Origin of the sequence: Mucilaginibacter lappiensis, assembly GCF_050433765.1 — a bacterium.
Classification (GTDB): domain Bacteria; phylum Bacteroidota; class Bacteroidia; order Sphingobacteriales; family Sphingobacteriaceae; genus Mucilaginibacter; species Mucilaginibacter lappiensis_A.
Genome location: NZ_JBNPWP010000008.1, coordinates 175,604 through 200,140, shown reverse-complemented (window position 1 = coordinate 200,140; position 24,537 = coordinate 175,604). Strand labels below are relative to the sequence as shown.

Annotated in this window: 20 protein-coding genes; all 20 read right to left on the bottom strand. The window is 37.9% G+C overall.

The window, feature by feature from the left end; translation table 11 throughout:
* Nucleotides 1–17: 17 nt before the first annotated feature.
* The 20 genes from M2273_RS22530 to M2273_RS22435 all read right to left on the bottom strand — a co-directional run bounded on the left by M2273_RS22530 (nucleotide 18) and on the right by M2273_RS22435 (nucleotide 24,114).
* The gene (locus M2273_RS22530; RefSeq protein ID WP_429400033.1) at nucleotides 18–482 is read right to left on the bottom strand and encodes a hypothetical protein; all 465 of its coding nucleotides are present in this window, start codon (nucleotides 480–482) and stop codon (nucleotides 18–20) included.
* Between the two features lie 37 nt (nucleotides 483–519).
* Entirely contained in the window at nucleotides 520–1,617 is a 1,098-nt protein-coding gene (locus M2273_RS22525; protein ID WP_429400032.1) for a glycosyltransferase, read from the bottom strand.
* Entirely contained in the window at nucleotides 1,604–2,533 is a 930-nt protein-coding gene (locus M2273_RS22520; RefSeq protein WP_429400031.1) for a glucosamine inositolphosphorylceramide transferase family protein, read from the bottom strand. The genes M2273_RS22525 and M2273_RS22520 overlap by 14 nt, the downstream gene beginning before the upstream one ends.
* Nucleotides 2,530–3,261, bottom strand: a complete 732-nt coding sequence (locus tag M2273_RS22515; protein ID WP_429400030.1) for a hypothetical protein — start codon at nucleotides 3,259–3,261, stop codon at nucleotides 2,530–2,532. Before M2273_RS22515 ends, M2273_RS22520 begins: the two co-directional genes overlap by 4 nt.
* 23 nt (nucleotides 3,262–3,284) lie before the next feature.
* A complete protein-coding gene (asnB, locus tag M2273_RS22510; RefSeq protein ID WP_429400029.1) occupies nucleotides 3,285–5,126 on the bottom strand; it encodes an asparagine synthase (glutamine-hydrolyzing) in 1,842 nt (613 codons plus the stop codon).
* A 24-nt stretch (nucleotides 5,127–5,150) separates the two neighbouring features.
* Nucleotides 5,151–6,212: a glycosyltransferase gene (locus tag M2273_RS22505; protein WP_429400028.1), complete on the bottom strand. Its 1,062-nt coding sequence runs from the start codon at nucleotides 6,210–6,212 to the stop codon at nucleotides 5,151–5,153.
* 20 nt (nucleotides 6,213–6,232) lie between these two features.
* Nucleotides 6,233–7,471: an O-antigen ligase family protein gene (locus M2273_RS22500; protein WP_429400027.1), complete on the bottom strand. Its 1,239-nt coding sequence runs from the start codon at nucleotides 7,469–7,471 to the stop codon at nucleotides 6,233–6,235.
* A 19-nt stretch (nucleotides 7,472–7,490) separates the two neighbouring features.
* The gene (locus M2273_RS22495) at nucleotides 7,491–8,087 is read right to left on the bottom strand and encodes a sugar transferase (protein ID WP_429400026.1); all 597 of its coding nucleotides are present in this window, start codon (nucleotides 8,085–8,087) and stop codon (nucleotides 7,491–7,493) included.
* A gap of 9 nt (nucleotides 8,088–8,096) precedes the next feature.
* The gene (locus M2273_RS22490; protein ID WP_429400025.1) at nucleotides 8,097–9,371 is read right to left on the bottom strand and encodes a DegT/DnrJ/EryC1/StrS family aminotransferase; all 1,275 of its coding nucleotides are present in this window, start codon (nucleotides 9,369–9,371) and stop codon (nucleotides 8,097–8,099) included.
* 72 nt (nucleotides 9,372–9,443) lie between these two features.
* A complete protein-coding gene (locus M2273_RS22485) occupies nucleotides 9,444–10,211 on the bottom strand; it encodes a DUF2334 domain-containing protein (RefSeq protein ID WP_429400024.1) in 768 nt (255 codons plus the stop codon).
* Between the two features lie 57 nt (nucleotides 10,212–10,268).
* Complete coding sequence (locus M2273_RS22480) at nucleotides 10,269–11,417, bottom strand: glycosyltransferase (protein WP_429400023.1); 1,149 nt, start codon at nucleotides 11,415–11,417, stop codon at nucleotides 10,269–10,271.
* A gap of 26 nt (nucleotides 11,418–11,443) precedes the next feature.
* A complete protein-coding gene (locus M2273_RS22475) occupies nucleotides 11,444–12,301 on the bottom strand; it encodes a glycosyltransferase family 2 protein (protein WP_429400022.1) in 858 nt (285 codons plus the stop codon).
* Nucleotides 12,298–13,479, bottom strand: a complete 1,182-nt coding sequence (locus tag M2273_RS22470; protein ID WP_429400021.1) for a DegT/DnrJ/EryC1/StrS family aminotransferase — start codon at nucleotides 13,477–13,479, stop codon at nucleotides 12,298–12,300. Before M2273_RS22470 ends, M2273_RS22475 begins: the two co-directional genes overlap by 4 nt.
* Nucleotides 13,476–14,915, bottom strand: coding sequence for a lipopolysaccharide biosynthesis protein (locus tag M2273_RS22465; protein WP_429400020.1), 1,440 nt, complete (start codon nucleotides 14,913–14,915; stop codon nucleotides 13,476–13,478). The genes M2273_RS22470 and M2273_RS22465 overlap by 4 nt, the downstream gene beginning before the upstream one ends.
* A gap of 10 nt (nucleotides 14,916–14,925) precedes the next feature.
* The gene (locus tag M2273_RS22460) at nucleotides 14,926–16,218 is read right to left on the bottom strand and encodes a nucleotide sugar dehydrogenase (RefSeq protein WP_429400019.1); all 1,293 of its coding nucleotides are present in this window, start codon (nucleotides 16,216–16,218) and stop codon (nucleotides 14,926–14,928) included.
* The gene (locus tag M2273_RS22455) at nucleotides 16,205–16,741 is read right to left on the bottom strand and encodes a UpxY family transcription antiterminator (RefSeq protein WP_429400018.1); all 537 of its coding nucleotides are present in this window, start codon (nucleotides 16,739–16,741) and stop codon (nucleotides 16,205–16,207) included. The genes M2273_RS22460 and M2273_RS22455 overlap by 14 nt, the downstream gene beginning before the upstream one ends.
* A gap of 328 nt (nucleotides 16,742–17,069) precedes the next feature.
* Complete coding sequence (locus M2273_RS22450; RefSeq protein ID WP_429400017.1) at nucleotides 17,070–19,385, bottom strand: GumC family protein; 2,316 nt, start codon at nucleotides 19,383–19,385, stop codon at nucleotides 17,070–17,072.
* Between the two features lie 40 nt (nucleotides 19,386–19,425).
* Nucleotides 19,426–20,172 (bottom strand): polysaccharide biosynthesis/export family protein, encoded by a 747-nt coding sequence (locus M2273_RS22445; RefSeq protein ID WP_429400016.1) that lies wholly within the window; start codon nucleotides 20,170–20,172, stop codon nucleotides 19,426–19,428.
* Nucleotides 20,173–20,772: 600 nt separating this feature from the next.
* The gene (glmS, locus tag M2273_RS22440; protein ID WP_429400015.1) at nucleotides 20,773–22,611 is read right to left on the bottom strand and encodes a glutamine--fructose-6-phosphate transaminase (isomerizing); all 1,839 of its coding nucleotides are present in this window, start codon (nucleotides 22,609–22,611) and stop codon (nucleotides 20,773–20,775) included.
* 450 nt (nucleotides 22,612–23,061) lie between these two features.
* Complete coding sequence (locus M2273_RS22435; protein WP_429400014.1) at nucleotides 23,062–24,114, bottom strand: response regulator; 1,053 nt, start codon at nucleotides 24,112–24,114, stop codon at nucleotides 23,062–23,064.
* Between the last annotated feature and the right edge of the window lie 423 nt (nucleotides 24,115–24,537).

The following is a 24,537-nucleotide window of genomic DNA, read 5'->3' as shown; positions in this document are numbered from 1 at the left end:
TGCATTTGTGATAATGCTCAATTTGATGGGTATCCTGAACCATCTATTGTATAGCTATACTCCTTACCATTTACAACCGGATCTGTATTATTGGTGGTTGAAAAATATAAAGTTGTACCCCAATGGCTAAAACGACCCTCACCGTAATCACGGATATCCTGGTGGGCAGAATGAGGAGGACGTAATTCCACACCATTTTCAAAAAGACGGAGAATTGATACAGTAGGTGCCGCATTCGAATCCCCTCCTTCAATTACATATCCTATCTTATAGGAAAATCCGCCATCTGATCTTAAACCATCAAAATCTATTTTATACAAGCCTGGCTTAATTTGTATAGGTGGCTTTACTTGTATTGGTTTTTCTTCTTGTATTGGACTTGGGTTGGCCAGCTCTTTTTTACAGCTATCAAATAATATAAGTACACCTAATACCATGACAGATAAACCCACTCTTCCAAGAAATTTCATTTCTTTTTTCATACGATTTTAATTTAAAGTGTAATAGATAACCTTCTTGCTAAAGGTTGTTCATGGTAGGTACGTTGTTAAAATTCTTTAATAAAGAGCTGATAAATATTTCAGGCGTTCTGTTATACAGGTATTGCCTTATTATTTCGCTCTTGTTATCGGTATCTTTGCAAAGTGCTTTTTTTATGGTAAGCACCAGCTCATTAATACTATTTGCCTTTGTTTTCAAAATTCCGGGTATGGTTTCTATCCCCCCGGCACATAGTGTAGAAATAACTGACTGATTCATGGTCATCATTTCAAGTAAAACATTTGGAAAGCCTTCTTTAATAGATGATACCACGCATACCTTGGCCTGCTTAAAATAAGGCATAGGGTTATCAATACGGCCTTTAAGAATGACGCGGTTTGTAAGCCCCAGGGTTTCAATTAAGGTGATTAGCGAGTGCCTTTCGGGTCCTTCACCCAATATCAGTAACTTTAAATCAGGATACTGTTTTTCAATACAACTAAAGGCGTGAATTAAAATTGAAAATCCTTTTTCAGGGATCAGCCTGCCTGCGGCACAAATAAAATCAGTATCAGTATCAGGATCATTTAAAGGTGATTTAGCTTTAGTAAGAATTTGTTCCAGGTTCACGGGATTTTCCTGTACAATAACTTTTTGAGCCGATATAAAATTTACATGTTGCAAAAATTGGTAACGCATTAAACTTGTTTGGCAAACAACAAGGTTTACACCCGGATAACCTAATTGATAGGCCAACAAATAGCTCAACCTCTTAAAACCGGCATACCTGGTAAAAACAGAGGTACATTCACGCACAATAAGCTGCGATTTTAAATAACCAATCCGTTTTAAAAAGCCCAGATAAGCATTTAAATAAGGATGGGTGCTCATGATAATAAAATCTTTGCGATAAGGTTTAAGTGAGCTCATCAACCCTAAAAAACCAGCAAGCATACTTTTACAGGTTACATACTGTGATGGCTGCCCGGTAGGAATGTGCAAACCGCCAGTTTTTACCTTTTTCAAAAACAATATAGGTGCACCAATGGCACTGGCAGCCATAAGCAATACATTTTCGGCTCCATTAGCCTCATTAGTCATGGAAACGAAAAGCACATGTTGATTAATCGCAGGCATAATTGTTGGCATTAGTATAATTCCTGATTTTCCTCACTATTTTTTTCAGAGGGGTAAACACATTGAACACGCTGCGTTTACCATCTACAATAAGTAAACCGTCTGCAAAATTTATGGTATGTAAACCCTGGTCATAAGGTAACTTGGGCAATAATTCAAAAGCGGTGCGGTATTGAAATTCCGTTTCATTAATGTGTGTAATTTCATTGATCATGATTGAACCACCATAACACTTTTCGGGGTTTTGGCTTGGCATATAAAGTTTTTGTTCAACAATGAATAAACTTCCGGCCGATCTGCTCACGTGATTATCAACAGCAATTGGGTTTAAAGCATGTGGCTTAAATGCACTCAGCAATGTATCTGAGTAAAAAATATGCAATTCGCCATGCCTTCCTGATACGCTGGTAAACAACCAGTACTTATCCTGATAATATATAATGGAGCTATCCACAAAATCATTACCATTTAATATGACGCGTATTTTTTTTAATTTTTGCGGGTTATCCTTATCTACCTGGTACAAAGCAACCTGCTTCGCATTAGCTGTTTCAGGAATGCAGTATAATTTATCTTTTACTGTAAACAGGTATGGGTACGAGAGATGTACCGATTTGTTCATTATACCTTTTACTTTCCTTTTCTTTTTAAAATTCAACCCATCCGTCATCATTATCTCACCCTTCGCTTTCCAAAAGTTAAGCTCTTCGTAGTATAAATGTATGCGGCCATTTATTTTTGTGATAAAGGGATCTGCAGCATAATCAGCGCTATCTTCCTGAAGCCAGTTTATTTCGCCGTTTAATTTTTGGCTGTTAATAAGACTTTCAGGAGTTTGATTAACGTAACCAATATTCCATTTATCGCATATGAATAATTTGTCAAAATATAACTGGAACAAATTGATCAATTTCATACTTTAAACATTTTATTAATAAAGGCTAACACCATTGCAGGCAAAGGCAAATAATCACTCTCTTGTATTAGTGCACCGCCAAAACTATCTTTAAACTGATTGATCCTCATAAGCGCTTCGTTGGTTGTTCCTGAAGCATACCCTCCCAAATCATAAACTTCAAACCCCTGTTGTTTAAAAAAACACATGTCCTTAAAATGCAATAACCGGTTTGCCCTGCCCACTACGGCCTTATACTGTGTATCGTTTTCATTCCTGAAAAGTGACGCCGAGTACAACAACCTTACCCTTTTGATACTCATATCACTCAGATATGCATGCATTACAATATCCTGCTGATTATAAACAGCCTTGGTAATAATGATGCGAGACCTGTATTTATTAAAATTAGCGCTGAGTTTTGGCAGCTGTTTTGTTTTGGCGAATAAATTATAAAAGCTAACAAAATGTGCTAAATCTGTCTCGGTAGATGTTGTTACACCGTCTTTAACGGCTCTTCTGATCTCGTAGACGGTTTTTTGATCAAACCCGGATTCAAAAACTTCTGCCGGCGCGCTAATATCTATAACTTTAGTAAAAAACGCCTCTCTGCAATAACCTGCAACCTCTTCGTTATAAGCACTTTGCTTATAATAATTATAAAGACACTGCCATTTTTGCGGCTTTCCCGCAAACCAAATAATATTCACAGGCATTAAGCGGAGTGCCTTTGCTTTAATCTGGATCATAAATATTAGATAGATTTGTTTTTTTATACCAATTGATACGCCGGTAAAGCGCTTGATTTTTGGCTTTTTAGCCACTGCTTAAACACCAGTAATTTCCATATTTGTGGAAAACGGTTCCATCTGCCAGCCATGTGGTCATGTACCATATCTAAGGCCTTTTGCGCATCAATTCCCGGAATGTTTTTCAGTTCGCGCAGGGATAATTGGTCAAGTACATAATCCTTAAGTTGATATCTGAACCATTGGCTAAAGGGCATCGTAAATCCAGATTTGGGTCTGTCAAACATATGAGCGGGAACGTGCTGATATAAAATATCTTTTAATATCCTTTTTTGAACCCCTTTCCCAAATTTGAAGTTATCGGGTAGTTGTTGGGCAAATGAAACTACCCGGTGATCCATTAGTGGTGCTCTTGCTTCTACTGCAAAAGCCATTGAAGCGCGGTCAACCTTGGTATTGATATCACCATTTAAATAAGTTTTGGTATCAAAGGCCGACATTTTTTGTAAAAAACTTCCCTTTTCTGCCGACAGTATATCCATAAAGGGTACATTCAATCCTAATTCGGGTTGTTGAAGCCAGGAATATTCAAGGCCGCCAAGCATCAGCGCATACAACATATCAATTGTAGTGGTACTAATACCCATCGCAATTAATTTATGGCGATAATCAGGTGATAATTTTATAAGGCCACCCATAACCCTACGCAGCGCCAGCGGACAATTAAAAAACTGATGTGCCATATTTAACCATTTATACCTGGAATAGCCCATGAAACTTTCATCCCCTCCATCGCCACTAAGGGCCACTGTTACATATTTTTTAGTGTACTTACTAAGCAACAGCATAGGGATAGCGCTTGAATCGGCAAATGGTTCGTCATAGTATTCTCCAAATTTTTCAATTAATGTCATACCTTCATCCGTATCACATTCAATCACGTGATGATCAGTTTTTAGATGTTTAGCAATGTTTCCGGCAAAAACACTTTCATCAAACCCCTTCTCGTTAAACTTAATGCAAAATGTTTTTATTTGCTTTGTGTTTGCGGCCGCAAGAGCAGCTATTAATGAAGAATCAATTCCTCCTGAAAGAAAAACCCCCAGGGGTACATCAGCATGCATACGGATATTAACTGCATCTTTCAACAGTCCTTTAAGTTCGGCTTTGGCCTGTAAATAGGTGCCTGTATAGCTATTTAAATTTGCGTGGTCAAGGTCCCAATATTTTTCAGTTTTAAAATGCCCGGTTGGCAAATCAAAAATAAAGCTATAACCGGCCTGCAGTTTTTTAATTTCTTGCCAGGCAGAACGCGGCTCAGGTACATATCCCCATATAAAATATTCATGAACAGCTTGCATATCCATATTAACCTGCCTGTTCATTGTAATCTGCGCCGGTTGACTGCCAAATTCAAAATCAAGCCCGTTATGCGCATAATAGAAGGGTTTTTTTCCCAGCCTGTCCCTTGCCCCAAAAAGCTTCTGCGCTTTTGCATCATAAATTACAAAAGCAAACATGCCATTAAAATGATCTACGCAATTTGCACCATATTCAAGGTAGGCAGCAGCAAGCACCTCTGTATCTGAGTCTGTATTAAATGTATGCCCTAATACTTTTAGTTTGGATTTCAGTTGCTGATAATTATATATCTCGCCATTAAAAACAACCTTAAGGTACTTATATGTAAATGGTTGGTTTGAACGGGGATCCAGATCAACAATTGCCAACCGGTTGTGCCCCAAAATGATAGAATCAATACGTTCAAAACCAGAATGATCCGGTCCGCGGAAATGCACCCGGGCTAACTTAGCCCTAACAATATCGTCGTTATAGTAAACCGTTGACCCGTAAATTCCACACATATTAATTAATGTTTAATAATTAAATTATTCATGTAACAGGCTTTCATAAGCCTGGCCTATTTTATCAAGAGAAAACCTGTTGTATGCGTCTGCTTTAATTTTTTCATGCGGCCATGATTGGGAGCAGGCCTGTACAATCAGTTTCCTTAAATTTATTATATCATGCTGTTCTGCCACGTAGCCATTAAAACCTTCGCGGATCAGCTCATCTATACCTCCTACACGAAAAGTAACTACAGGAACACCCAGCGCCAAAGCCTCTAAAACAACATTGGGAAAACCTTCTGTAAAAGAGCAGGATACCAAAAGGTCATGCTGTACAACGTGGGTCGAAACCTCATTTACTTCGCCTAAAAAAATAACCCGCTCATCAAGTTTGCGTAAATTAACATCTGCTTTTAAATCGGCCATTAGAGGGCCATCGCCGGCAATGGTTAAAATATAATTTGAGGGCAACTGCTGCATAATTTCAAGCAAGCGGAACAGGCCTTTTTCAGGGCTTAAACGAGCCACCACTATTAATTTTTTCTGATCTGATCCGTTCAAATGCTTTTTAATTATGGGTGTATGAAGCACCGGGTTTGATATAACCTTTAATTTTCCTGCACTAATGCCATATAGTTTTGAAATAGACTGCTGCATTTCAGCTGATTGACAAACGATAAAATCAAACCGAACAGATAAAAACCGGGTGAAAAGGTTATAAAACCTGGATTTATACCCGTAAAATTGTTTCATCTGCTGCGGGTTATTGGATGCTCTGGCAATAAGGTTTGGCACCCTTAAAAAGCAAGCTACCATTGCAGTTAAAATATTAATATGATCGGTTGTTGAAAAAACAGCAAAGGGTTTAGCAGCTTTTAAAAGCCGGTACAGTTTAAAAAATGACCTCGACGCCTTAACGGTTTTAAGATCAATAAATTCAATACCTTCAATATGGGTTGAAAAACATTGTTCCTGGGCGTTTAAAAACACTACAGATACCGCGTAATCCTCTTTATTAAAATATTGCGAAAGCAGCCAATAAACCCGCTCAGAACCACCGGCTCCAAGTGAGCCCACAATCAAGAATATCTTTTTTTTCATTGTAAAATTATCAATTGCCATTAGGCCATTTCACTAATAATTTGCTCATCAACAGTTGCCTCACTGTGCTCATTTTCAGTAATTTTTGCACTTTGCAGAATAGCAAAATATAAAAACAGCGTGGGCCCATCGGCACTAATTAGCCAGGCATTATGAGATAGCGCATTTAGTGATATTGCAATAAAAGAAAAAAACAGGGGCAACAATAAGGCATTGGGTTTTAACCTTATATGTTTTATAGTTTCCCGAAACAACCGGACAATCCTGTAGTAAATAGCCCCAAGTAATCCTAAACTTAAAAAAGGCCCCAGGTATGTAAAAAACATTAAGTAAGCATTGTGCGAGCTGAGGCCGAAAGTAAATAATGGGTTACGGTATGTTACCTCTTCCCAGCTCTTACCATAAAATATCAAACCAAAGGGATAATCAGCATAAACTTTCAAATTTTCTAAAGCCATGTCTGCCCGGTTATAATCATTGGCTTGTTTGGCTTCATTTTTTGTAAGAATATTGTTTTTACTATCCAGGTTATCTTTTAAGAAATAAGTATAAATTGCAAAACACATAAGGGCGGCGGCGGCCACAAAAACAACCGCCTTAAAACGGTAGTAAATAAATAAAAACACAACAACCGCACCGGTAAAACTAACAAAGGCCGACCGATTCATTCCCAGGTACAGGCATACTACACAAATGCAAAAAGCAAGTATTTTAATGACCACGTGCAGTCTGAAAGTGAATGTAAGCACAAAAACAAAAGCCGTAAAAGCAGCAACCTGGTAGCCAAAAGTAAACTGGGTAATGGCCAGCCCTGCAGGGCTTTGTTTAACTTGATCATCAAGCATTCTTGATCTTAGCGGATCAATAATCCCTGGATAAATATGATCTAAAACCATGATCATCATGGAGAGTGATAACACCGCAAATACCACTATAACTGATGTATTAAAACGTTGCCTGTTTAAGCCAACAAAATAATTAAAGTAAAGGGCACAGGTTACAACAACAATGACGCTTGCAAAAAAGCCCGTATAGTCGCCCTGTCCTACAATATCATATAAAAACATCGCTACAATTATCAAAGCAGTCTCTTTATAGTAGGCAAAAGGCTGCATAGGCGCTTTCACAAATAATGTTAGCAACAGGCCCAAAACCATCGGAGATGGTATCCTGAAAATATTTGTCATAAAAATATCAAAGGTCAGTGTATACAGATAGGCTGCCATTACACCAAAAACAATAAGTTTTTTAAGTGACATATACTGATGTATAAAGGATTTATTTACTGATGAGCCTTTTTAAGGTTTGGCATATTATTTTAATGTCAACCCACATATCATGCTTGTCAATGTAATCCAGGTTTTGTTGAATTTTTGAGGGTATTATTTCGTTTATATATAGTTTCTCAGGATCTTCGGCGCCTGCAAGAATTTCATTTTCATTAAAGTACAGAATGGATGCACGGTCTGTTATCCCGGGTTTAATGCTCAACACTCTTTGTTGATGCGCGGTGTACATCTCTACATATTTACGCACTTCAGGTCTTGGCCCCACAAAGCTCATATGCCCTATCAGGATATTAAACAATTGCGGTAATTCATCAAGTTTGTACTTGCGCAGCCAATACCCGGTTGGCGTGATACGATAATCGTGATAACCGATTGTTAAAAGTCCGATCCGGTCAGCATGTACATACATGGTCCTGAACTTGAACAAATTAAAATCAATGCCATTGCGGCCAACCCTGCGCTGAATATAAAACACCCCGCCTCTGGAGTCTATCCTGATCAATAGTGCTATCAGAATAAATACAGGCATCAACAGTACAATACCTGTTAATGCAAAACAAACGTCAAAAGCCCTTTTCAAAATCATGTGTATATTTTAAAAGCTTATTCTGGCCGGTTTCATGTTTTCAATTGCTGTATCAGGCACCAGATTATTCGCAAACTGTTTTTTAACAGCGCTGATAACAGTGTTAATAATGAATGTGATCTCTTCACCGGTTAACTGTGGATATATCGGCAATGATATTTCACAGGCATATTGCTGATAAGCCATCGGATAATCGACAATTTGGTACCCAAGGCTTTTGAAATAAGTAAGCATTGGCATGGGGATAAAATGCACATTTACAGCAACACCATCGCTGGTTATATCCTCAATGATCTGGTCGCGTTGATCTTCGGTTATGTTTTTGATCCGGAGTGGAAATAAGTGATAGCTGGATTCGCGGTTTTCATCCATTAACGGGGGCGAAATGAACCAATCCATATCTTTAAATCCATCATAATATTTCAACGCAACCTGCTTTCTTAAAGGTAAAAGCTGTGTTTCGTACTTTTTAATTTGAGCAAGTCCAATTGCAGCGCATATATCAGGCATATTGATTTTAAGGCCCTGAAAAAGGATATCATATTTCCACCCTCCTCCCAATGACTTTGAAAACGCGTCCTTGGTTTGGCCGTTAAGTGTATACATCCTGAGGTATTTATATTCAGCTGCCGTATCAAAATGATCAGGCAGGTTTAAACAAATACAGCCTCCCTCGGCTGTTGTAACATTTTTAACCGCATGAAAGGAATATATGGTTACATCACTCTTTTTTGCGGCAGCTAAGCCATTAAATTTAGCACCCAGGGAATGAGCAGCATCTGAAATTAACAAGATCCTGTTCAGGATACGCTGTTTAAAGGATTCGGCAACAAACAACCCGGTAATTTCAGGGTCATTTATAATTGCATTCAGCTTGTCATAATCACATGGCCACCCGGCAATATCAACGGCAATAATTGCCTTTGTTTTAGGGGTGATAGCCTTGCGGACAGCATCTGCAGATATGCAAAAATCATCGTTAATATCAACCATTACCGGTGTTGCCCCGCAATGCAAAACACTCAATGCAGTAGCACTGTAAGTATAAGCCGGAACAATAACCTCGTCTCCTGCTTTTACTCCAAACCATTTTAGCATCAATATAGCTCCTGAGGTCCATGAATTAACACAAACAGCAGCCTTTGATGATGTTAGCTTTACAATCTCCTGCTCCAATGCGGCTACCTTTGGACCAGTAGTGATCCAATTGGAACGAAGTGTTTGTACAACCTCATCAATTACAGCCTCGTCAATAAAGGGTGGCGAAAATGGAATGTTCATCATATTTATATTAAAACAGTGAGTTATTGTATTCCACTATGCAGTGAAACATTCAAATAGGGGTATCAGATTATATTATCTTACCAGTTTAAGACGCCGGAAACGGCTTATCTGGTCTTTTATAAAGTTGCGTGCCAACCGCGAATAAATAATGTATTGCTCCTTAACATAATCTTTTAAAGTGTAGTCCTTAAAAGTTAATTTGGACAGGGAAACAAAGTGTTTATGATTCTGAGCAATAAACTTTTCGAGCTTTTCAAATGCCTCATCGGTGCAGGTTTCCGGATGATAATTAAATGTCCAGGTGTGTTTAGATTTTACGGCTACCTCTGATAATTGCACCGGGACCCATCCAAAACCAAACCTTATGTAAGGTGATCGTAATAACCCATCGCTAATGATCAATACATCTGAATACTTATCCAGCGCCTTGAGCGTATTACGGTCAAAAGTATGCGCCGGGGCAATAAAAAGTGGGGTGTGTACCCCTTCGCGTTTAAATATGGAAACGGCTGCCTTTACTTTCTGTTCCTGGATATACAATGGTAAACCAGCAAATTCTGAGCGTTTATTAAGCCTGAACAAACCCGAATTATGATTCTGGTAGCGGTGTTCAAAACCATGCATGCCTATTATATAATCTTTTTTCTGCAGATGACGAACCAGCGACCAGTAATAAGGGTTAAGATCTCCGCATACGCTTAATTTGGGGTCTTGATTATCAGGTATTACTGCAATAATTGGTTTAATTTCATAAAGATCAAAGAGATTGAAAAAACGCTCCCATTTCTTTAGGTCATTGGTTGGACACAGATCATCCAGACGGATTAAATATTGTACCATAAATACTTAGCTGATGGGTTATGAATTTAATGCAACCTGCTTATTGATAATTACACATTACAAACTCAGAGCTGCAGGCTGATAACGTTGTGGAACATGCTTCAAAATCAAATTCTCCCACTGTTTAAATATTTGTTGGGCATTGTTAGTATCATTAATACGCATTGCCTGTTTGCCTAAACTGTCTTTTAACAAAGGGTCATTAATTAACCGGGTTATGGCGTTGGATATGGCATAAATGTTTCCTGTTTCAACTAAAAGACCATTCTGTTCATTAATTATAATTTCCGAAGGGCCAAATTCACAATCAACAGCAATGCATGGGCAACCAAAACTCATAGCTTCTACCAACGCATTAGGATAACCTTCATTTCTGGAGGGCAGCACAAATAATTCTGCCTGGCTGTAATAATCCTGGAGGTTGGTTTGGGCCCCCGTAAATATTACGCGGTCTTTTAATTCACCATTATAACTCTGCCATAATAAGTTGGTCCTTTCCTGTCCGTCGCCCACAATTAGCAGATCTACATCATGCAGTTTAGCATTGTTAAAGGCTGTTATGAGCAGATCAAAGCCTTTTACATATTCCAGTCTGCCTACCCCAAGTATAAACTTGCGATGATGTACCCGCCTGGGCGATACTGGGTTAAAAGAAGGTACTGAATTGGTTATTTTATAAACGTTATTAAGGTTCTTAAATTCCTTATTCTCGCGAAGGCAATCCTCAACACCTTTTGCACCTACTACAACTGCTGCTGCTCTTTTATACAATAAAGCAGTTAGGCGTTTAATTAAATAACTTAATTGATTTACACTGCGTTTAGGCGACGTCCTTTCCGAAACAATGAAGGGGGTTTGCGTAATACTACAGGCAATTCCCGTCCATATATTTGCAGAGGTAATGAAAGACAGCGCGCAAATTGGTTTTTCTCTTAATAACAGGTTCAATAACTTAAAAAAGGTAAACAACATATAATATATCCTGTGTAATAACGTACTATGCCGGCGCTCAAGCATGTAAATAACTTTTACACCCTCATCAATAGTGTATGCAGGCTCACCATGGTTTAATGCTATAATTACTGCGGTGCAGTTTAATTGATTAAAATGGTTAGCTAAAGCAATTAATACTCTTTCGGCCCCACCTCCTTTTAAAGAAGGAATAACAAAGAATACCTGGGGTTTTTGTTGTAAAAAAGTTTTCATGAAAATATAAGATATTCCTGATTGGCTTAAAGTAGATATTTTAGAGTATTATAAGCTTTACGTACATGCAGGTGGCTTAATTCAAACAATAAGTAGCGTTTGATGTATAACCATAACAGCTCTTTTTTTTGCCTTGCCGGGTATGTAAAGTGTTTAATGATGAGGTTAAAATCACTGATCATCTGTTCCATCCTTATTTTTGCACTGATCATGCTCCATACACCTCCTTCATGATTGCGGTAACAGCTCATTACTTCGGGCATTACATAAATTTTTCGGCCGGTATAATGGGTTGCAAAAAGCTTAAATATTTTGTCGCCTGCATAACAGGTAAAAAACCATGGCCTGTTAAATAATTGGTGCATCTCAATTACATTCCGGTACATCAATGTAGCTGTTTTTGTCTCTTCCTGTTTCCCCGCAAGCAAATCATGATAAGTATGTACCAGGGGTACTGGCTTGGGATTTACATACAGGGTGTTATTGGCATGATCAATTACCCGGGTATAATGACAGCAAATTATATACTCGGTATTGGTTTCTAAAAAATCAACCTGTTTCTGTAATTTGCATGAGTCTGTCCAGTAGTCATCCCCTTCGCAAAGAGCAATATATTTACCTTTACATACTTTGAGCGCGTTGATCATATTATGGTGCGGGCCCATATTTTTTTTTGTAGAAACCAGTGTTATTTTGCCTGGATATTGTTTTTTAAATCCTTCAAGAACCTCTAATGTACCATCGGTTGAGCAATCATTACCTACAACAATTTCAAATTGAAAATTTGTTTGCTGCATTACAAAGCTCTCCATAGCATGGGCAATAAACCGCGCATGGTTATAAGTAATGCAGCAAATACTAACCGTAGGATTTTGATTAATCATATTGAACCATTTACTTTTACGGGTTCTGTATTAATTTCAGACTCTATCTGATCGGCAATCAACATTCCAAAGTGTTTTGATTCAAGCGCCTTGCCTTCATCGGAGTTTTGAGCCCTTAACAATAACCGGCAAATCATGTCTAAATCAGCAAGTGTTAAGGTGTGGTATAGCGGTATACACATGATCCTGCTGGCAATAGAATCACAAACAGGCATAGCTACATTTTTTACATAAGGCAAAGTAGATAGGGATGGATAAAAATACCGGCGGCAATAAATTTGCGCCAGTTCCAACTTCTGCATACTCTCCTTCATCAATTCTTCGCTTTTAAAAAGGATAGGAAAATAAGCGTAATTATAATCATCTATATTCTGCAATTTTTGAAACTGCACATCAAGCTTATTTAAGCGGAGCATGTAGTGAGCCGATAAATATTTCCTTTTTCTAAGGATCTCATCAATGTGCGGCAAATTGCATAAACCCATAGCCGCATGAAATTCACAATTTTTAGCGTTTATACCCTGCTCAGAAAAAGTGTCGACCCCGGAATAGCCAAAGTTACGCATGAGCGCCATTTTCTTTAACAGATCAGGCTGACGGGTAAACACGGCACCACCCTCTATTGTATGGAACAACTTAGTGGAATGAAAGCTTGTTGTACTTATATCACCATATTCAAATATTGATTTATTTTTATACCGGGTGCCAAAACAATGGGCGGCATCGTAAATTACTTTAAGTCCGTTCCTATCAGCAATTTGCTGTATAGCATCTATATCGCATGGGGTTCCATAAACATGTGTGGCCAGGATGGCTGATGTTTGTGGTGTAATAGCCGCTTCAATTTTATCAGGATCAATATTAAATGTTTCCGGATCAATATCTACAAATACAGGCTTGCAACCCTGCCATACAATAGTGCTGGTAGTTGCCACAAAAGAAAAAGGCGTAGTGATTATCTCACCGCTTAACTCCAGGGCTTTAATGGCCAACTGCAATGCAACTGTACCGTTTGAAACATACAACATGTGATTAAGTCCTAAATATTCCTTAAGCTTTAGTTCCAGCGTATTTACAAGCGGACCATTATTGGTGAGCCATTGCCGCTCCCAAATACTTTTTACATAACTTTTAAATTCTTTCTCGGAAGGAAGAAAAGGTTTGGTTACTGGTATCATTTTTTTAGGATTAATTGTTTAAAATCTCTCATTGCTGTTAGTTTAACCAGCTGGCTAAAAGCATAGTAAAACAGCGCGTAGCATATCCCAATGATCATAATTCGGATCAGATCAGGTATAAACAGGTGAGCAAGCAGGAGGTCAAGAAAATAGCAAGCCACACCTATGCTGCCTGCCAGTGCCAGGATAGGCAGAATATCTTCAACTTGTTCTTTAACAGGATAATGGATCAGTTCACCGCTATATATTGAATTGATATAATAGGCCACAAAATTGAAAAACAGTTGAAAATAAAGCAGGCCATAAATCCCAAATGAGATGAAGGATAAAATACCAACCACACTGAGTACCTTTTTAACTATCTCTAACTTGAGGAATAAAGCGCTTTTGCCCATCACCTTTAAAATATTCAGGTTATAGGAGTGCAGGGGGTACATGATACCACTAATGCATAAAATTTTAAAGTATGGTACCGAAGGCAACCATTTATCAGTCAGCAAAAAGCGAATTAAGGGCTCGGCAACCACGCATAACAAAATCAATACCGGTGCGTTCCAGAAAAGCACTTGTTGCATGAGCTTTTTATATACATTTTTTAGCTGTACAACATCATTGGAAATCTCGGCGAACATTGGATAGGCAACCTTATTAACCGCTGCTGATATATTGCTGATCGGTAATTGGCTAATGGATTCGGCCCGGGAGTAAAATCCAAGCTGGACCGCTGAAAAGTACTTGCCAATAATAATAAAGTATATGTTTTGATAAACTGTATCCAGTATTCCCGACAATGTCATTTTGTAGCCAAAATTGAAATGCTTTTTAAAACATTCCTTATCAAACACTAATGAAGGCCGCCATGGGGAATAGATCCAGTGCATTGCTGTTGATAAAAACGAAGTGCACAGGCCCATCCAAACCAGGCTCCAAACACCATATCCCATTTTTGCCAGTACAATACCCAATATACCACCACAAATTGCCGCCGGTATCTGAATACTGGTTTGTTTCTTGAGTTTCAGATCTTTGATCAACAGGGTGCTTTGTACTCCAAAAAAGGCATTCAAGACCAGGATAAGGCCATACACACGGACTACTGCTTTTAATAAAGGCTGGTTATAAAAATCAGCTATCAGCGGAGACGACAGAAAAAGCAATAAATATAAAAAGGTGCTTCCGGCCAGATTAAAATAAAATATGGTCGACAAATCTTTTTGATCTGCATCTGTTGTTCTGATCAGTGAAGCAGTTAAGCCGCCATCCAACAAAATATTCCCTACTGCAATAAAAATAGATAACATTGCAATCAGCCCAAACTCTGCGGGCTCAAGTATCCTTGCCAGGAAAATGGAAATGCTAAAGCCAATCAGTTTACCGCTTAACTGTTGCCATATAGACCATAGCATGCCCGAAACAGCTTTTTCTTTAAAACCCATATCAATAAACTTAAAGGCGTGCGTTAACTATACTGTCAGGTAAAAAGGCTTTTAAATCATAAAGGACTGCGTTAGGTTTACAAAGGGCCTTAAGGTCCATGTCTTTAAATTCTTCGTGTGCAACAGCCAGCAAAATCCCATCATAGGTGCGGTCCTTGGATTCGCCGTTTTCGCAGATAATACCGTAAGCATGTTTAGCCTGATCGGCATTGGCCCAGGGGTCATGTATATGCACTTTAACCTTATATTCTTCTAACCGGCGTACAATATCAATTACGCGGGTATTACGTACATCCGGGCAATTTTCCTTGAACGTAAAGCCAAGTACCAAAACTTCGGCCTCAATCAGGGAAGTTCCTTTACAGATCATTTTTTTAATAAGCTGATCTGCAACGTATGCCCCCATAGAGTCGTTTATGCGGCGCCCTGCCAATATAATTTCGGGATGATAGCCTGCTTCCTGAGCTTTTTGAGCCAGGTAATACGGATCAACTCCAATACAATGGCCCCCAACAAGTCCGGGACGAAAATTTAAAAAATTCCATTTGGTTCCTGCCGCTTCCAAAACCTTATGTGTATCAATTCCAAGCCTGTTAAAAATCATTGCCAGCTCATTTACGAAAGCGATGTTTATATCACGCTGGGCATTTTCAATAACTTTTGCTGCTTCGGCTACTTTAATAGAATCGGCTTTAAATGTGCCGGCAGTAATTACAGAGCTATAAAGTGCGTCTACAATTTCGGCTGTTTGTGCATTGGAGCCTGAGGTGATTTTACGGATATTTGCTACAGTATGAAGCTTATCGCCCGGGTTAATTCTTTCTGGTGAGTAACCAGCAAAAAAATCAATATTATAACGCAAGCCGGATGCTTTTTCAAGTACAGGCATACATTCATCTTCAGTAACTCCGGGATAAACTGTTGATTCGTAAATAACAATATCACCCGGTTTAAGTACTTTACCAATCAATAAGCTCGCATTGATCAACGGGCTTAAATCTGGCCTGTTATTTTTATCAACCGGAGTAGGTACAGTTACAATGTAAACAGAACAAGCCCTTAACGTTTCAATTTCGTCAGTGAAATACAGCCCTTTTGGTGTGGTACAAACCGGGGTAATTACAGCTGTTAAATCTTGCTCATTAACTTCCCTGGTATGATCCCAGCCTGCTTTAAGCTGATCGATCCGTTTAGAATTGATATCATAGCCAAACACTTTATATTGTTTAGCAAATTCTACCGCTAACGGGAGACCGACGTATCCAAGGCCGATGATCCCTATTTTGTACTTATTTTGTAGCATTTTTATTATCCTGATTTAAGTTTTGTATGGTGATGTGTTGAAAGGGGATTCGGGTTACCAGTGCACAATGGATGTTGTCAAAAATCATGAGTACATTTTTGCCTTGTATTTGAACAACCTGGCCAAGTTGATTAACAAATGCGCCCTGTTTTACCTGAACACGGTCTCCAACAGACACACCTTCAAGGTTAACAACCTCTAAGTCCTTATAAAGCGCTAAATTCTTTTTGATTTCATCAATAACATTATCGCGTACTACGGCGGGCCTTTGCATGTAATAAACGTATCCCATTACGCCCATGCAATAAAGTACAGCGGCCTCATCGCGAAGGTTAACCCGCACAAAAACATAGGAGTTAAATAATGGCAGGCTGACATCTTTTTTGCGATCGGCCCATTGGTTTTGCACCTGGCGTACCGGGCAATATGATTCAATACCCTGCTGTTTTAACAATGTGTCAACTTTCTTTTCCCATCGTGGTCTGGTGTAAACAACCAGCCATTTTTTTTCATTTAAATTCATTGTGCCAGGTTTAGATTTTTATAATGTTGAATTAGGAATTGATCAAAGCTTGAGGCAAGCAAATAGCTTCGCCATATCACTTACATGATGCCATTGCCTTAAAAAATACACGCTACTTATTTAGGTTACCGGTTAAGACCGGGTGGAGATAATTTTCATGCAGAATAACTATTACATGACTGCATGGGGTTCGGCTAAATAAAATATTTAATAATTGGTTTATTCAAGTGCTTATATAGCTTCGCCATACCACTTACATGGCGAAGCTTTTAAAATATTAATTTTGAATTACACGCCGGTTCAAAACCGGTTAAACTATAACTGTATACTATTTGCTGCCTTTTGTGGCACCATAACCATAACCACCATAGGCATAAGCCTGACGGTTCTCTTTTTTTGCATCGTTAAAAACCACTGTTAGGTTTTTTAATTTCTTATTATCATGAATATCCCGCAGGATATCTAATTGCTGTGTATTGGTGTAATTGTAACGTACCAGGTAAATACTCAGATCAGCATACGGGGCCAGGCTAAAAGCGTCGGCAACAGACCCAACCGGAGAAGTATCTACAATTAAATAATCAAACTTGGTTTTTAGCCAGTCAAACAGCAGATCCATACGCTGATCCATCAGCAGTTCTGCAGGATCCTGGGGTATTGAACCGCAACCCAATACATAAAGATTATCGGCATTTTTATAAGGCTGAATGCAATCAAAAAGCCCTTCGGTATCTCCCTGCAAAAAGTCTGTAATACCCTTTTTTTGCATGATCCCCAATTTTTGAAGCAGATCAGGTTTACGCAGATCAAACTCAAGTATTAATACTTTTTTATTAAGTAATGCCAGTGTTAAACCCAAATTGATGCTAAAAAATGTTTTGCCCTCGCCTTTCATACAGGAGGTGATAAGCATAACCTTATTGCCCGAATTAGAATTTGTTACCCCCAGGTTAGTGCGGATATATCTAAACAGCTCGGAAATAACAGAATTACTGCCTTTGTGTATGGCTATTGGACTTTTAACCTCATTGTGGCTAAGCTCGCCTAATATCCTTACGCCTGTTATGCTGTTTAAACTTGCTGCATCTTTAACTTTTACATTAAATTGTTGTTTGGTATAAATAAACAAGGTGGGTAATAGTAACCCCAGAATACTACCGCACAGGTACATTAAAGGTTGTTTTGGATATGCTGGGTTGGGATCAAAAGCTGGTTTATCAACCAACTGCGAGGTTGGGATTGTTGCAGATAATGACAAGGCTGTTTCTTCTCTTTTTTGTAATAAATATTGATACAATGAAGTTTTAACGCTTTGTTCCCTACTACGCTGTAACAGACCTCTTTCAAGTGCAGGTACAGAGCGCACCCTGGAATCATACTGTGCAGAATTTGCTTTAAGATGGTTATGCTCTATAATAAAGCCTTTCTTGATATTACTTAAGTTCTCTTTGATATTCACACGCAGGGCAGCAATTTGATCACTCAGGTTTTGAACCAGCGGATTACTTAAGTTAGCGCTGTTCAGCATCCTGTTTCTTTCCAGTTGCAGATCGTTAAAGCGGCTTATTAAAGTATTCAGCACAGGGTCTTTTAATCCCATGGTACTTGGCACTACACTAAACTGATTATCAGATTGACTTAAATAACTTTCGATAGATCTTACTATACCAAGCTGTACATCTGATGTTTCCAGCAATTGACTATATTCTGCAGATTTTGTTAAATTGATCTGTGTGCCGCCGCTGTTCGCATCAACTGCTCCATTTTGTTGCTTATATGCCTCTATCCCCCCTTCGGCAGTAGAAAGGTCTTGTTCCATTGCTTTTAATCGCTTATCAATAAATAAAATGGTGTTAACAGCCATTACATTCTTTTTCTGAACATTTTCAATATTATAGGTATTGATAATATTTGTCAGAATATCCACCCCCCTTGAAGGTACCGGATCTATCAGACTTAAGATTAGGGTATTAGACTCCTTTAATACGGGATTAACGTTTAACATTCCCGCACTATAAGCTGCAGCCAGCCGGTATAAATTTTTAAACTCTATCTCAATTGTTCCTGATAGCTCGGCAAAGGCCGGCCCCTTATCTACTTTAAACACATAATCCTTGTGCCTGATCACCTGGCCGTAACGATATATCCAGCTTAACGGCCCATCTTGTAACAAAAATGTATTTTCAGATAAACTTTGCAGCTGTAACCTTCTTAAGTAAGCCAGCTTGTTAAGCTTTTTCACCGTAACTTTAAAGGGAATCTCATCTCCATAGAGCTCTGTGGTTTTAAAACCTTTGAGTTCATAATATCTGGTTTCCTGGTTAAGGTTTTTTAGTGCTGTATAAATCAAATCCCTGGACCGTAAAATCTCCATTTCATTATCTACCGTTTTGGTTTCCTGAAACATGTTGAGATCACTAAAAGCGGTGGCCTTGAGCAGGCCGCCATCGCCCTTTTTATCATCAGGTATAAGCAAAGTGCTGCTTATTTTATACTGTGGTGTTGAAAAATCAAGATAAAGCCAAACAATCCCCAAACTGACCATTAATGTTATTAAAAATAAATACCACTGTTTTAAATATGGCATAATTATATCCTTATAATTAGTGTGTACAGCGGGCTTATAAATAAAATTGGTTGCCATAACATCAGTTTTTAACATTGGTCAATAGTTTTATTGGTTCTTATCTTTTTAGCAGCACGGCAATTAAAACGGCGGCGGCTGATATCGAAGCTATTATCATTGGTGCTATCCGGGTATTTGAACTAAATTCAACCGCTTTAGACCGATCTGGCTCAACGTAAACAATATCATTTTGCCTAAGATTGAAGTAAGGCGAATTCAACGTTTCCTGATTATTCAGATTTAGCCTTTTCATGGTTTTACGATTGTCTTCGGTACGGATAATTAATACATTATCCCGTTTACCATATACCGTCATATCTCCGGCCATTCCTAAAGCTTCAAGCAGGTTTATTTTTTCATCGGTTATTATGAATGTAGAGGGCTTATTAACTTCGCCTATAACCGTAACTTTGAAATTTACAATTTGTATCTCCACTTCGGGTTTTTTCACATGCTCACTTAATGCAGCAGCAATCCCTGACTGAGCCTCTTCAATGGTCATTCCTTCTATTTTAAAGTCGCCGATTAATGGTAAATGTATGTTGCCGCTTTTATTTACCCGGTAGCCTTTTAAAGTAGCATCCGGCGAAATATTTTTGCTGGTAAATAGTAAATTCGATTCAGGACTTAAGCTGTTCATTGTGATATTAACAATGTCATTTTGACGGATACGAGCTTCCGGGTTTTGTGCATCATTTGTTGTAGTGGTATTGGCCATGTTGCTAAAATAAACCAGATCTCTTCTTGGAGCGCAGGCGCTTATCACCAGCAGTATCAAGACGGAACTTCGAGTTAGTATTTTCATAATCATGTGTAATAAGGTTTATTGGTTATATATTTCTTTTGCTTTTACATATCAAATATATCTATTTGGCCATCAATGACATATTGATTTTCACGATTGAAATTAAATTGTAAAACCACATTATTTTTTTACATAAAGTGTAAAGAAAACCGAGGTGTAGTTTACACATGCTGTAAAAAAGATGTAAAAAAAACGCCTTGTTCTGAGTAATTATCAAGGCTGTTTTTAGGTTTATGAGTACCTAAAATGACTTTTTTTTTGGAAAAAATAAATTAGTGAAATAATCCATCAACGGAGAAAAAAGAAAATTCTTGAAGGGACTTAAAATAGTGGAGATTACCGGTGCGATGATGGCAGAATTTACATCTGTATTAACCCCGTTAAACTTAACTGGAATTAATTACGAGGGCTATAAAAAGGCACCAGGCGGGCAATATGGTCAGTGCCATTAAACAAAAAATGCTAAGAATTTTAATTGATTCTTAGCATTGCATTTATGAAGTATTTTGAGAATTTTATTTGCAGGTGAGATAGTTTACTGCCTGGTAATTTACCTGTAGAGAACGCTGCATTTATGGGAGCTTTATTACACACATTAACTTATTCAACAGTTACCGATTTAGCCAGATTACGGGGCTGGTCAACATTACAACCACGCATTACCGCAATGTGATAAGCAAGCAGCTGTAACGGAATAGTTGCCAGCAAAGGCAAAAAGACTTCGTCCGCATCAGGTATTTCAATACAGTAATCGGCCATTTTTTTAACCTCTGTATCACCCTGGGTTACTATGGCTATAACTATTCCTTTGCGAGCTTTAACTTCCTGTATATTACTAATCACTTTTTCATATGAAGAGTTTTTTGTGGCAATAAAAACAACCGGCATTTTTTCGTCAATTAATGCAATCGGGCCGTGTTTCATCTCGGCAGCAGGATAACCTTCTGCGTGAATATAGGATATCTCTTTTAATTTTAAAGCGCCCTCTAAAGCAACCGGAAAACCACTGCCACGCCCTAAAAACAGACAATTTTTTGCATCTTTAACTTTAGCAGCAATATTTTTAATTAAATAATCGGTAGCCAAAACTGTTTGTATTTTATCAGGTATGCTATTCAATTCGGTTAAAAGGCTGGTTAATTTAGATACTGGAAGGGTTCCTTTTTGCTGAGCAATATAAAGTGCCATCAGGGTTAAAACGGTTACCTGAGCAGTAAATGCTTTTGTTGAAGCTACGCCAATTTCGGGACCGGCATGGGTATAAACACCTGCGTGTGTAATACGTGGTATAGATGCCCCTACAACATTACAAATTCCAAAAATTGTTGCGCCCTTTTCTTTTGCTATTTCAATAGCTGCCATGGTATCTGCTGTTTCGCCCGATTGGGATATGGCAATTATTACATCCTTTTCATTAATAATAGGATTACGGTACCTAAACTCTGAAGCATATTCAACTTCAACGGGGATACGGGCATATTCCTCAATTAAATATTCACCTGTTAAACCTGCGTGCCATGAAGTACCGCAGGCAACAATTATTATCCGTTCAATATTTTTTAATTTATCGGCGTACTCTTTAATACCACCTAATTCTATCTTACCGTCTTTTAGATTGATACGACCGCGCATACAATCTTTTACAGATCGTGGCTGTTCATATATTTCCTTTAACATAAAGTGGTCAAAGCCTCCTTTTTCAATAGCCTCCAGCTTGAGCTCCAGTTCCTGTATCAAAGGGGTTTGGATCACATTATCAAGGCGCCTGATTAAAAGCTCATTGGGCTTTATTAATGCTATTTCATTATCTTTTAAATAAATCACATTTTTAGTGTATTCAACAATTGGTGTGGCATCAGAGGCAATAAAATATTCGCCACTCCCTACTCCAATAACCAATGGGCTACCTTTTCTTGCAGCAATTAATTGACCAGGGTTTTCCCTGTCTATAATTACTATAGCATAGGCGCCAATTACTGAGTTTAAAGCAAGCCTAACCGCTTCCATCAAATCAATTTGTTCTATTTTTTGTATTTCCTCTACCAAATGAATTAAAACCTCAGTATCGGTAGCACTTTTAAACTCATGCCCACGGCTAATTAACTCTTCTTTAAGTGTGGAGTAATTTTCAATTATACCGTTATGAATAATATGTAAACGATTATCATTTGAACTATGCGGATGGGAATTAACATCAGACGGGGCTCCGTGAGTGGCCCAGCGGGTGTGCCCTATAGCGATACTTCCGCTTCGGTCTTTGTCGCTGGCAAAATCTTCGAGGGTCGAAACTTTTCCGGCTTTTTTGTAAACATTAAATCCGTTGTTGTTTATAATTGCAACACCAGCGCTGTCGTAACCACGGTATTCCAATCTTTTTAAACCTTTAATCACTATCGGCCAAGCTTCGCGAAACCCGATATAACCTACTATTCCACACATAAGCGTTATTTTTTTGTATGAACTTTATATTGATAAAATTTAGTTTTATTAAAATCCTGAACAGTGATCAGATAGATTTTTAATTTTCTATCTTATAATTGGTTATTGTGATCACAACTAATATCGTTACCCAATATGAGGTTTACTGTGACCGTCATCACTTTTAATAATGAGATTAATCACGCCCATTATAGCTAAGCAGTCAAAATAAATAACTAACTAATATCCATGCGTTATCAGGCGGAAGTCAGAAAAAAAGGTAATAGAAATAAAATGTTGCGGTTTTAATGTTTATAAAAGCACATTGGCTTTTTAATGAAGTAATCAAAATGTAAAATAGGTTTAAACCGTTTCGGAGAGAAACTGGTTTATCTGCAAAGCCATTGTTTATCATAAAACAATAAACCTGCCATTACTGCTTTGCTGTTAAAATGATAAGTAGGATAGTTATCAATTTTTTATTTTTTCAAGACGATCGTGTTCCAGTATCGTAATATGTCCGTTTTTTTTATCAATCAATCCTTCTTCTTTAAAATTGGTTAAAGTACGACTAACTGTTTCCAAAGCCATACCTGCCATGCCGGCCAGCTCTTCCCTGGATATTTTCAACAATATTGGATCATCAGATTGTTTATTTAACCGCAACAATACTTGTGCTAATCGTTTCCTTACCGAATTATAGGCAAGCTCAAGCATTTGGTCTTCTTTCTCGGATATATTGTTTGAAAGTATCCTTAAAAACTGCTGACTGATGGCTGGATATTTTGTAAGCAATGATAAAATAATATCTTTAGGAAGCAAGCATACCGTTGAATCTTCAATAGCTATCGCTGTTTCTTTAAATGCTTCATTTAACAGCAGCGCATTTACACCTAAATAATCATCAGTTTTGTATAATCCAGTCATAAATTCTCTCCCGTCATCTGAAAATTTTATTGTTTTAATACAGCCATCAAGTATCAAATATATACCGGTAGGCTGGTCTCCATCATAATACAAGATCTGCTTTTTTTTAACCTGACGTATTTTGCGGCTTGCTATTAAAGCCTTTAGTTCGGCCTTTTCATCTTTTGAATTGTTTGCCAGGCTCTCCAGATTTTTTAACGCTTTGGTAAAAGATACTTTTCGTATTTCGTTTTTCTTTAATCTGCCTTCAATTGCGTTAAGGAGCTCTTTTTGATTAAATGGCTTAATTATATAGTCATCAGCACCCATTTCCATCCCTTTTCTAAAATCCATCTGCTCGGTTTTGGCTGTTAAAAAAACAAAAGGGATAATGGCTGTTTCCGGACTTTTGCTTAGTAGTTGCAAAACATCAAAACCATCTAATTCCGGCATCATAATATCACATAATATTAGGTCGGGTTTCATTTGCGAGGCTAAACTAACTCCGGTTTTTCCGTTGTTGGCTTGTATTATATTATAGCCTGCATTTTTTAATATTTTAGCAGCGACGCCCCTTATTATATCCTCGTCGTCGATGATAAGAATGCATTCATTCATAACATAAGGTTAAAGTTATTGTAGTTTAATTTGCTTTCAATTTTGAACTTTTGCAGGGAACAAAATTTATAACTTTAAAAATTTCACGATACTTAATTAATAAATTCCTAAATTGTATGGGACCTCCGTTTCTTATTTCCTCCATCCGGCTCGCTTATTTAGTTCCGGAAGAAAGTGTTTTTTTTATCGGCTATGAACTATCGCCTTCATACTATTGACGAATTTGACTTTGATTTATCGGGATAAATAAATTTTACAATTAACGAATTTATAATTAACACTCGTAAAAAGTCAAATTACACCTGCAGAAGGTCTACTTTGCATTTTAACAGTTATTATTCAATAAGTTAAACATTAAAATTGGGATAATAATTGATTGATGCAATATATATAAAAGCTCTCGATTTTGCAAATCGAGTACAA

Coding starts and splice junctions, on each gene's coding strand:
- asnB (WP_429400029.1), bottom strand. CDS start 5,126: ATGTGTGGAATTTACGGGTCAACGGTTTACTATAACGACGATATTGTT.
- M2273_RS22450 (WP_429400017.1), bottom strand. CDS start 19,385: ATGGCAACCAATTTTATTTATAAGCCCGCTGTACACACTAATTATAAG.
- M2273_RS22515 (WP_429400030.1), bottom strand. CDS start 3,261: ATGATCCAGATTAAAGCAAAGGCACTCCGCTTAATGCCTGTGAATATT.
- M2273_RS22460 (WP_429400019.1), bottom strand. CDS start 16,218: ATGCTACAAAATAAGTACAAAATAGGGATCATCGGCCTTGGATACGTC.
- M2273_RS22500 (WP_429400027.1), bottom strand. CDS start 7,471: ATGTCACTTAAAAAACTTATTGTTTTTGGTGTAATGGCAGCCTATCTG.
- M2273_RS22530 (WP_429400033.1), bottom strand. CDS start 482: ATGAAAAAAGAAATGAAATTTCTTGGAAGAGTGGGTTTATCTGTCATG.
- M2273_RS22475 (WP_429400022.1), bottom strand. CDS start 12,301: ATGATTAATCAAAATCCTACGGTTAGTATTTGCTGCATTACTTATAAC.
- glmS (WP_429400015.1), bottom strand. CDS start 22,611: ATGTGTGGAATAGTAGGTTATATCGGGTTTCGCGAAGCTTGGCCGATA.
- M2273_RS22525 (WP_429400032.1), bottom strand. CDS start 1,617: ATGCCTGCGATTAATCAACATGTGCTTTTCGTTTCCATGACTAATGAG.
- M2273_RS22495 (WP_429400026.1), bottom strand. CDS start 8,087: ATGATTTTGAAAAGGGCTTTTGACGTTTGTTTTGCATTAACAGGTATT.
- M2273_RS22480 (WP_429400023.1), bottom strand. CDS start 11,417: ATGAAAACTTTTTTACAACAAAAACCCCAGGTATTCTTTGTTATTCCT.
- M2273_RS22490 (WP_429400025.1), bottom strand. CDS start 9,371: ATGATGAACATTCCATTTTCGCCACCCTTTATTGACGAGGCTGTAATT.
- M2273_RS22465 (WP_429400020.1), bottom strand. CDS start 14,915: ATGGGTTTTAAAGAAAAAGCTGTTTCGGGCATGCTATGGTCTATATGG.
- M2273_RS22470 (WP_429400021.1), bottom strand. CDS start 13,479: ATGATACCAGTAACCAAACCTTTTCTTCCTTCCGAGAAAGAATTTAAA.
- M2273_RS22485 (WP_429400024.1), bottom strand. CDS start 10,211: ATGGTACAATATTTAATCCGTCTGGATGATCTGTGTCCAACCAATGAC.
- M2273_RS22505 (WP_429400028.1), bottom strand. CDS start 6,212: ATGAAAAAAAAGATATTCTTGATTGTGGGCTCACTTGGAGCCGGTGGT.
- M2273_RS22520 (WP_429400031.1), bottom strand. CDS start 2,533: ATGAAATTGATCAATTTGTTCCAGTTATATTTTGACAAATTATTCATA.
- M2273_RS22445 (WP_429400016.1), bottom strand. CDS start 20,172: ATGAAAATACTAACTCGAAGTTCCGTCTTGATACTGCTGGTGATAAGC.
- M2273_RS22455 (WP_429400018.1), bottom strand. CDS start 16,741: ATGAATTTAAATGAAAAAAAATGGCTGGTTGTTTACACCAGACCACGA.
- M2273_RS22435 (WP_429400014.1), bottom strand. CDS start 24,114: ATGAATGAATGCATTCTTATCATCGACGACGAGGATATAATAAGGGGC.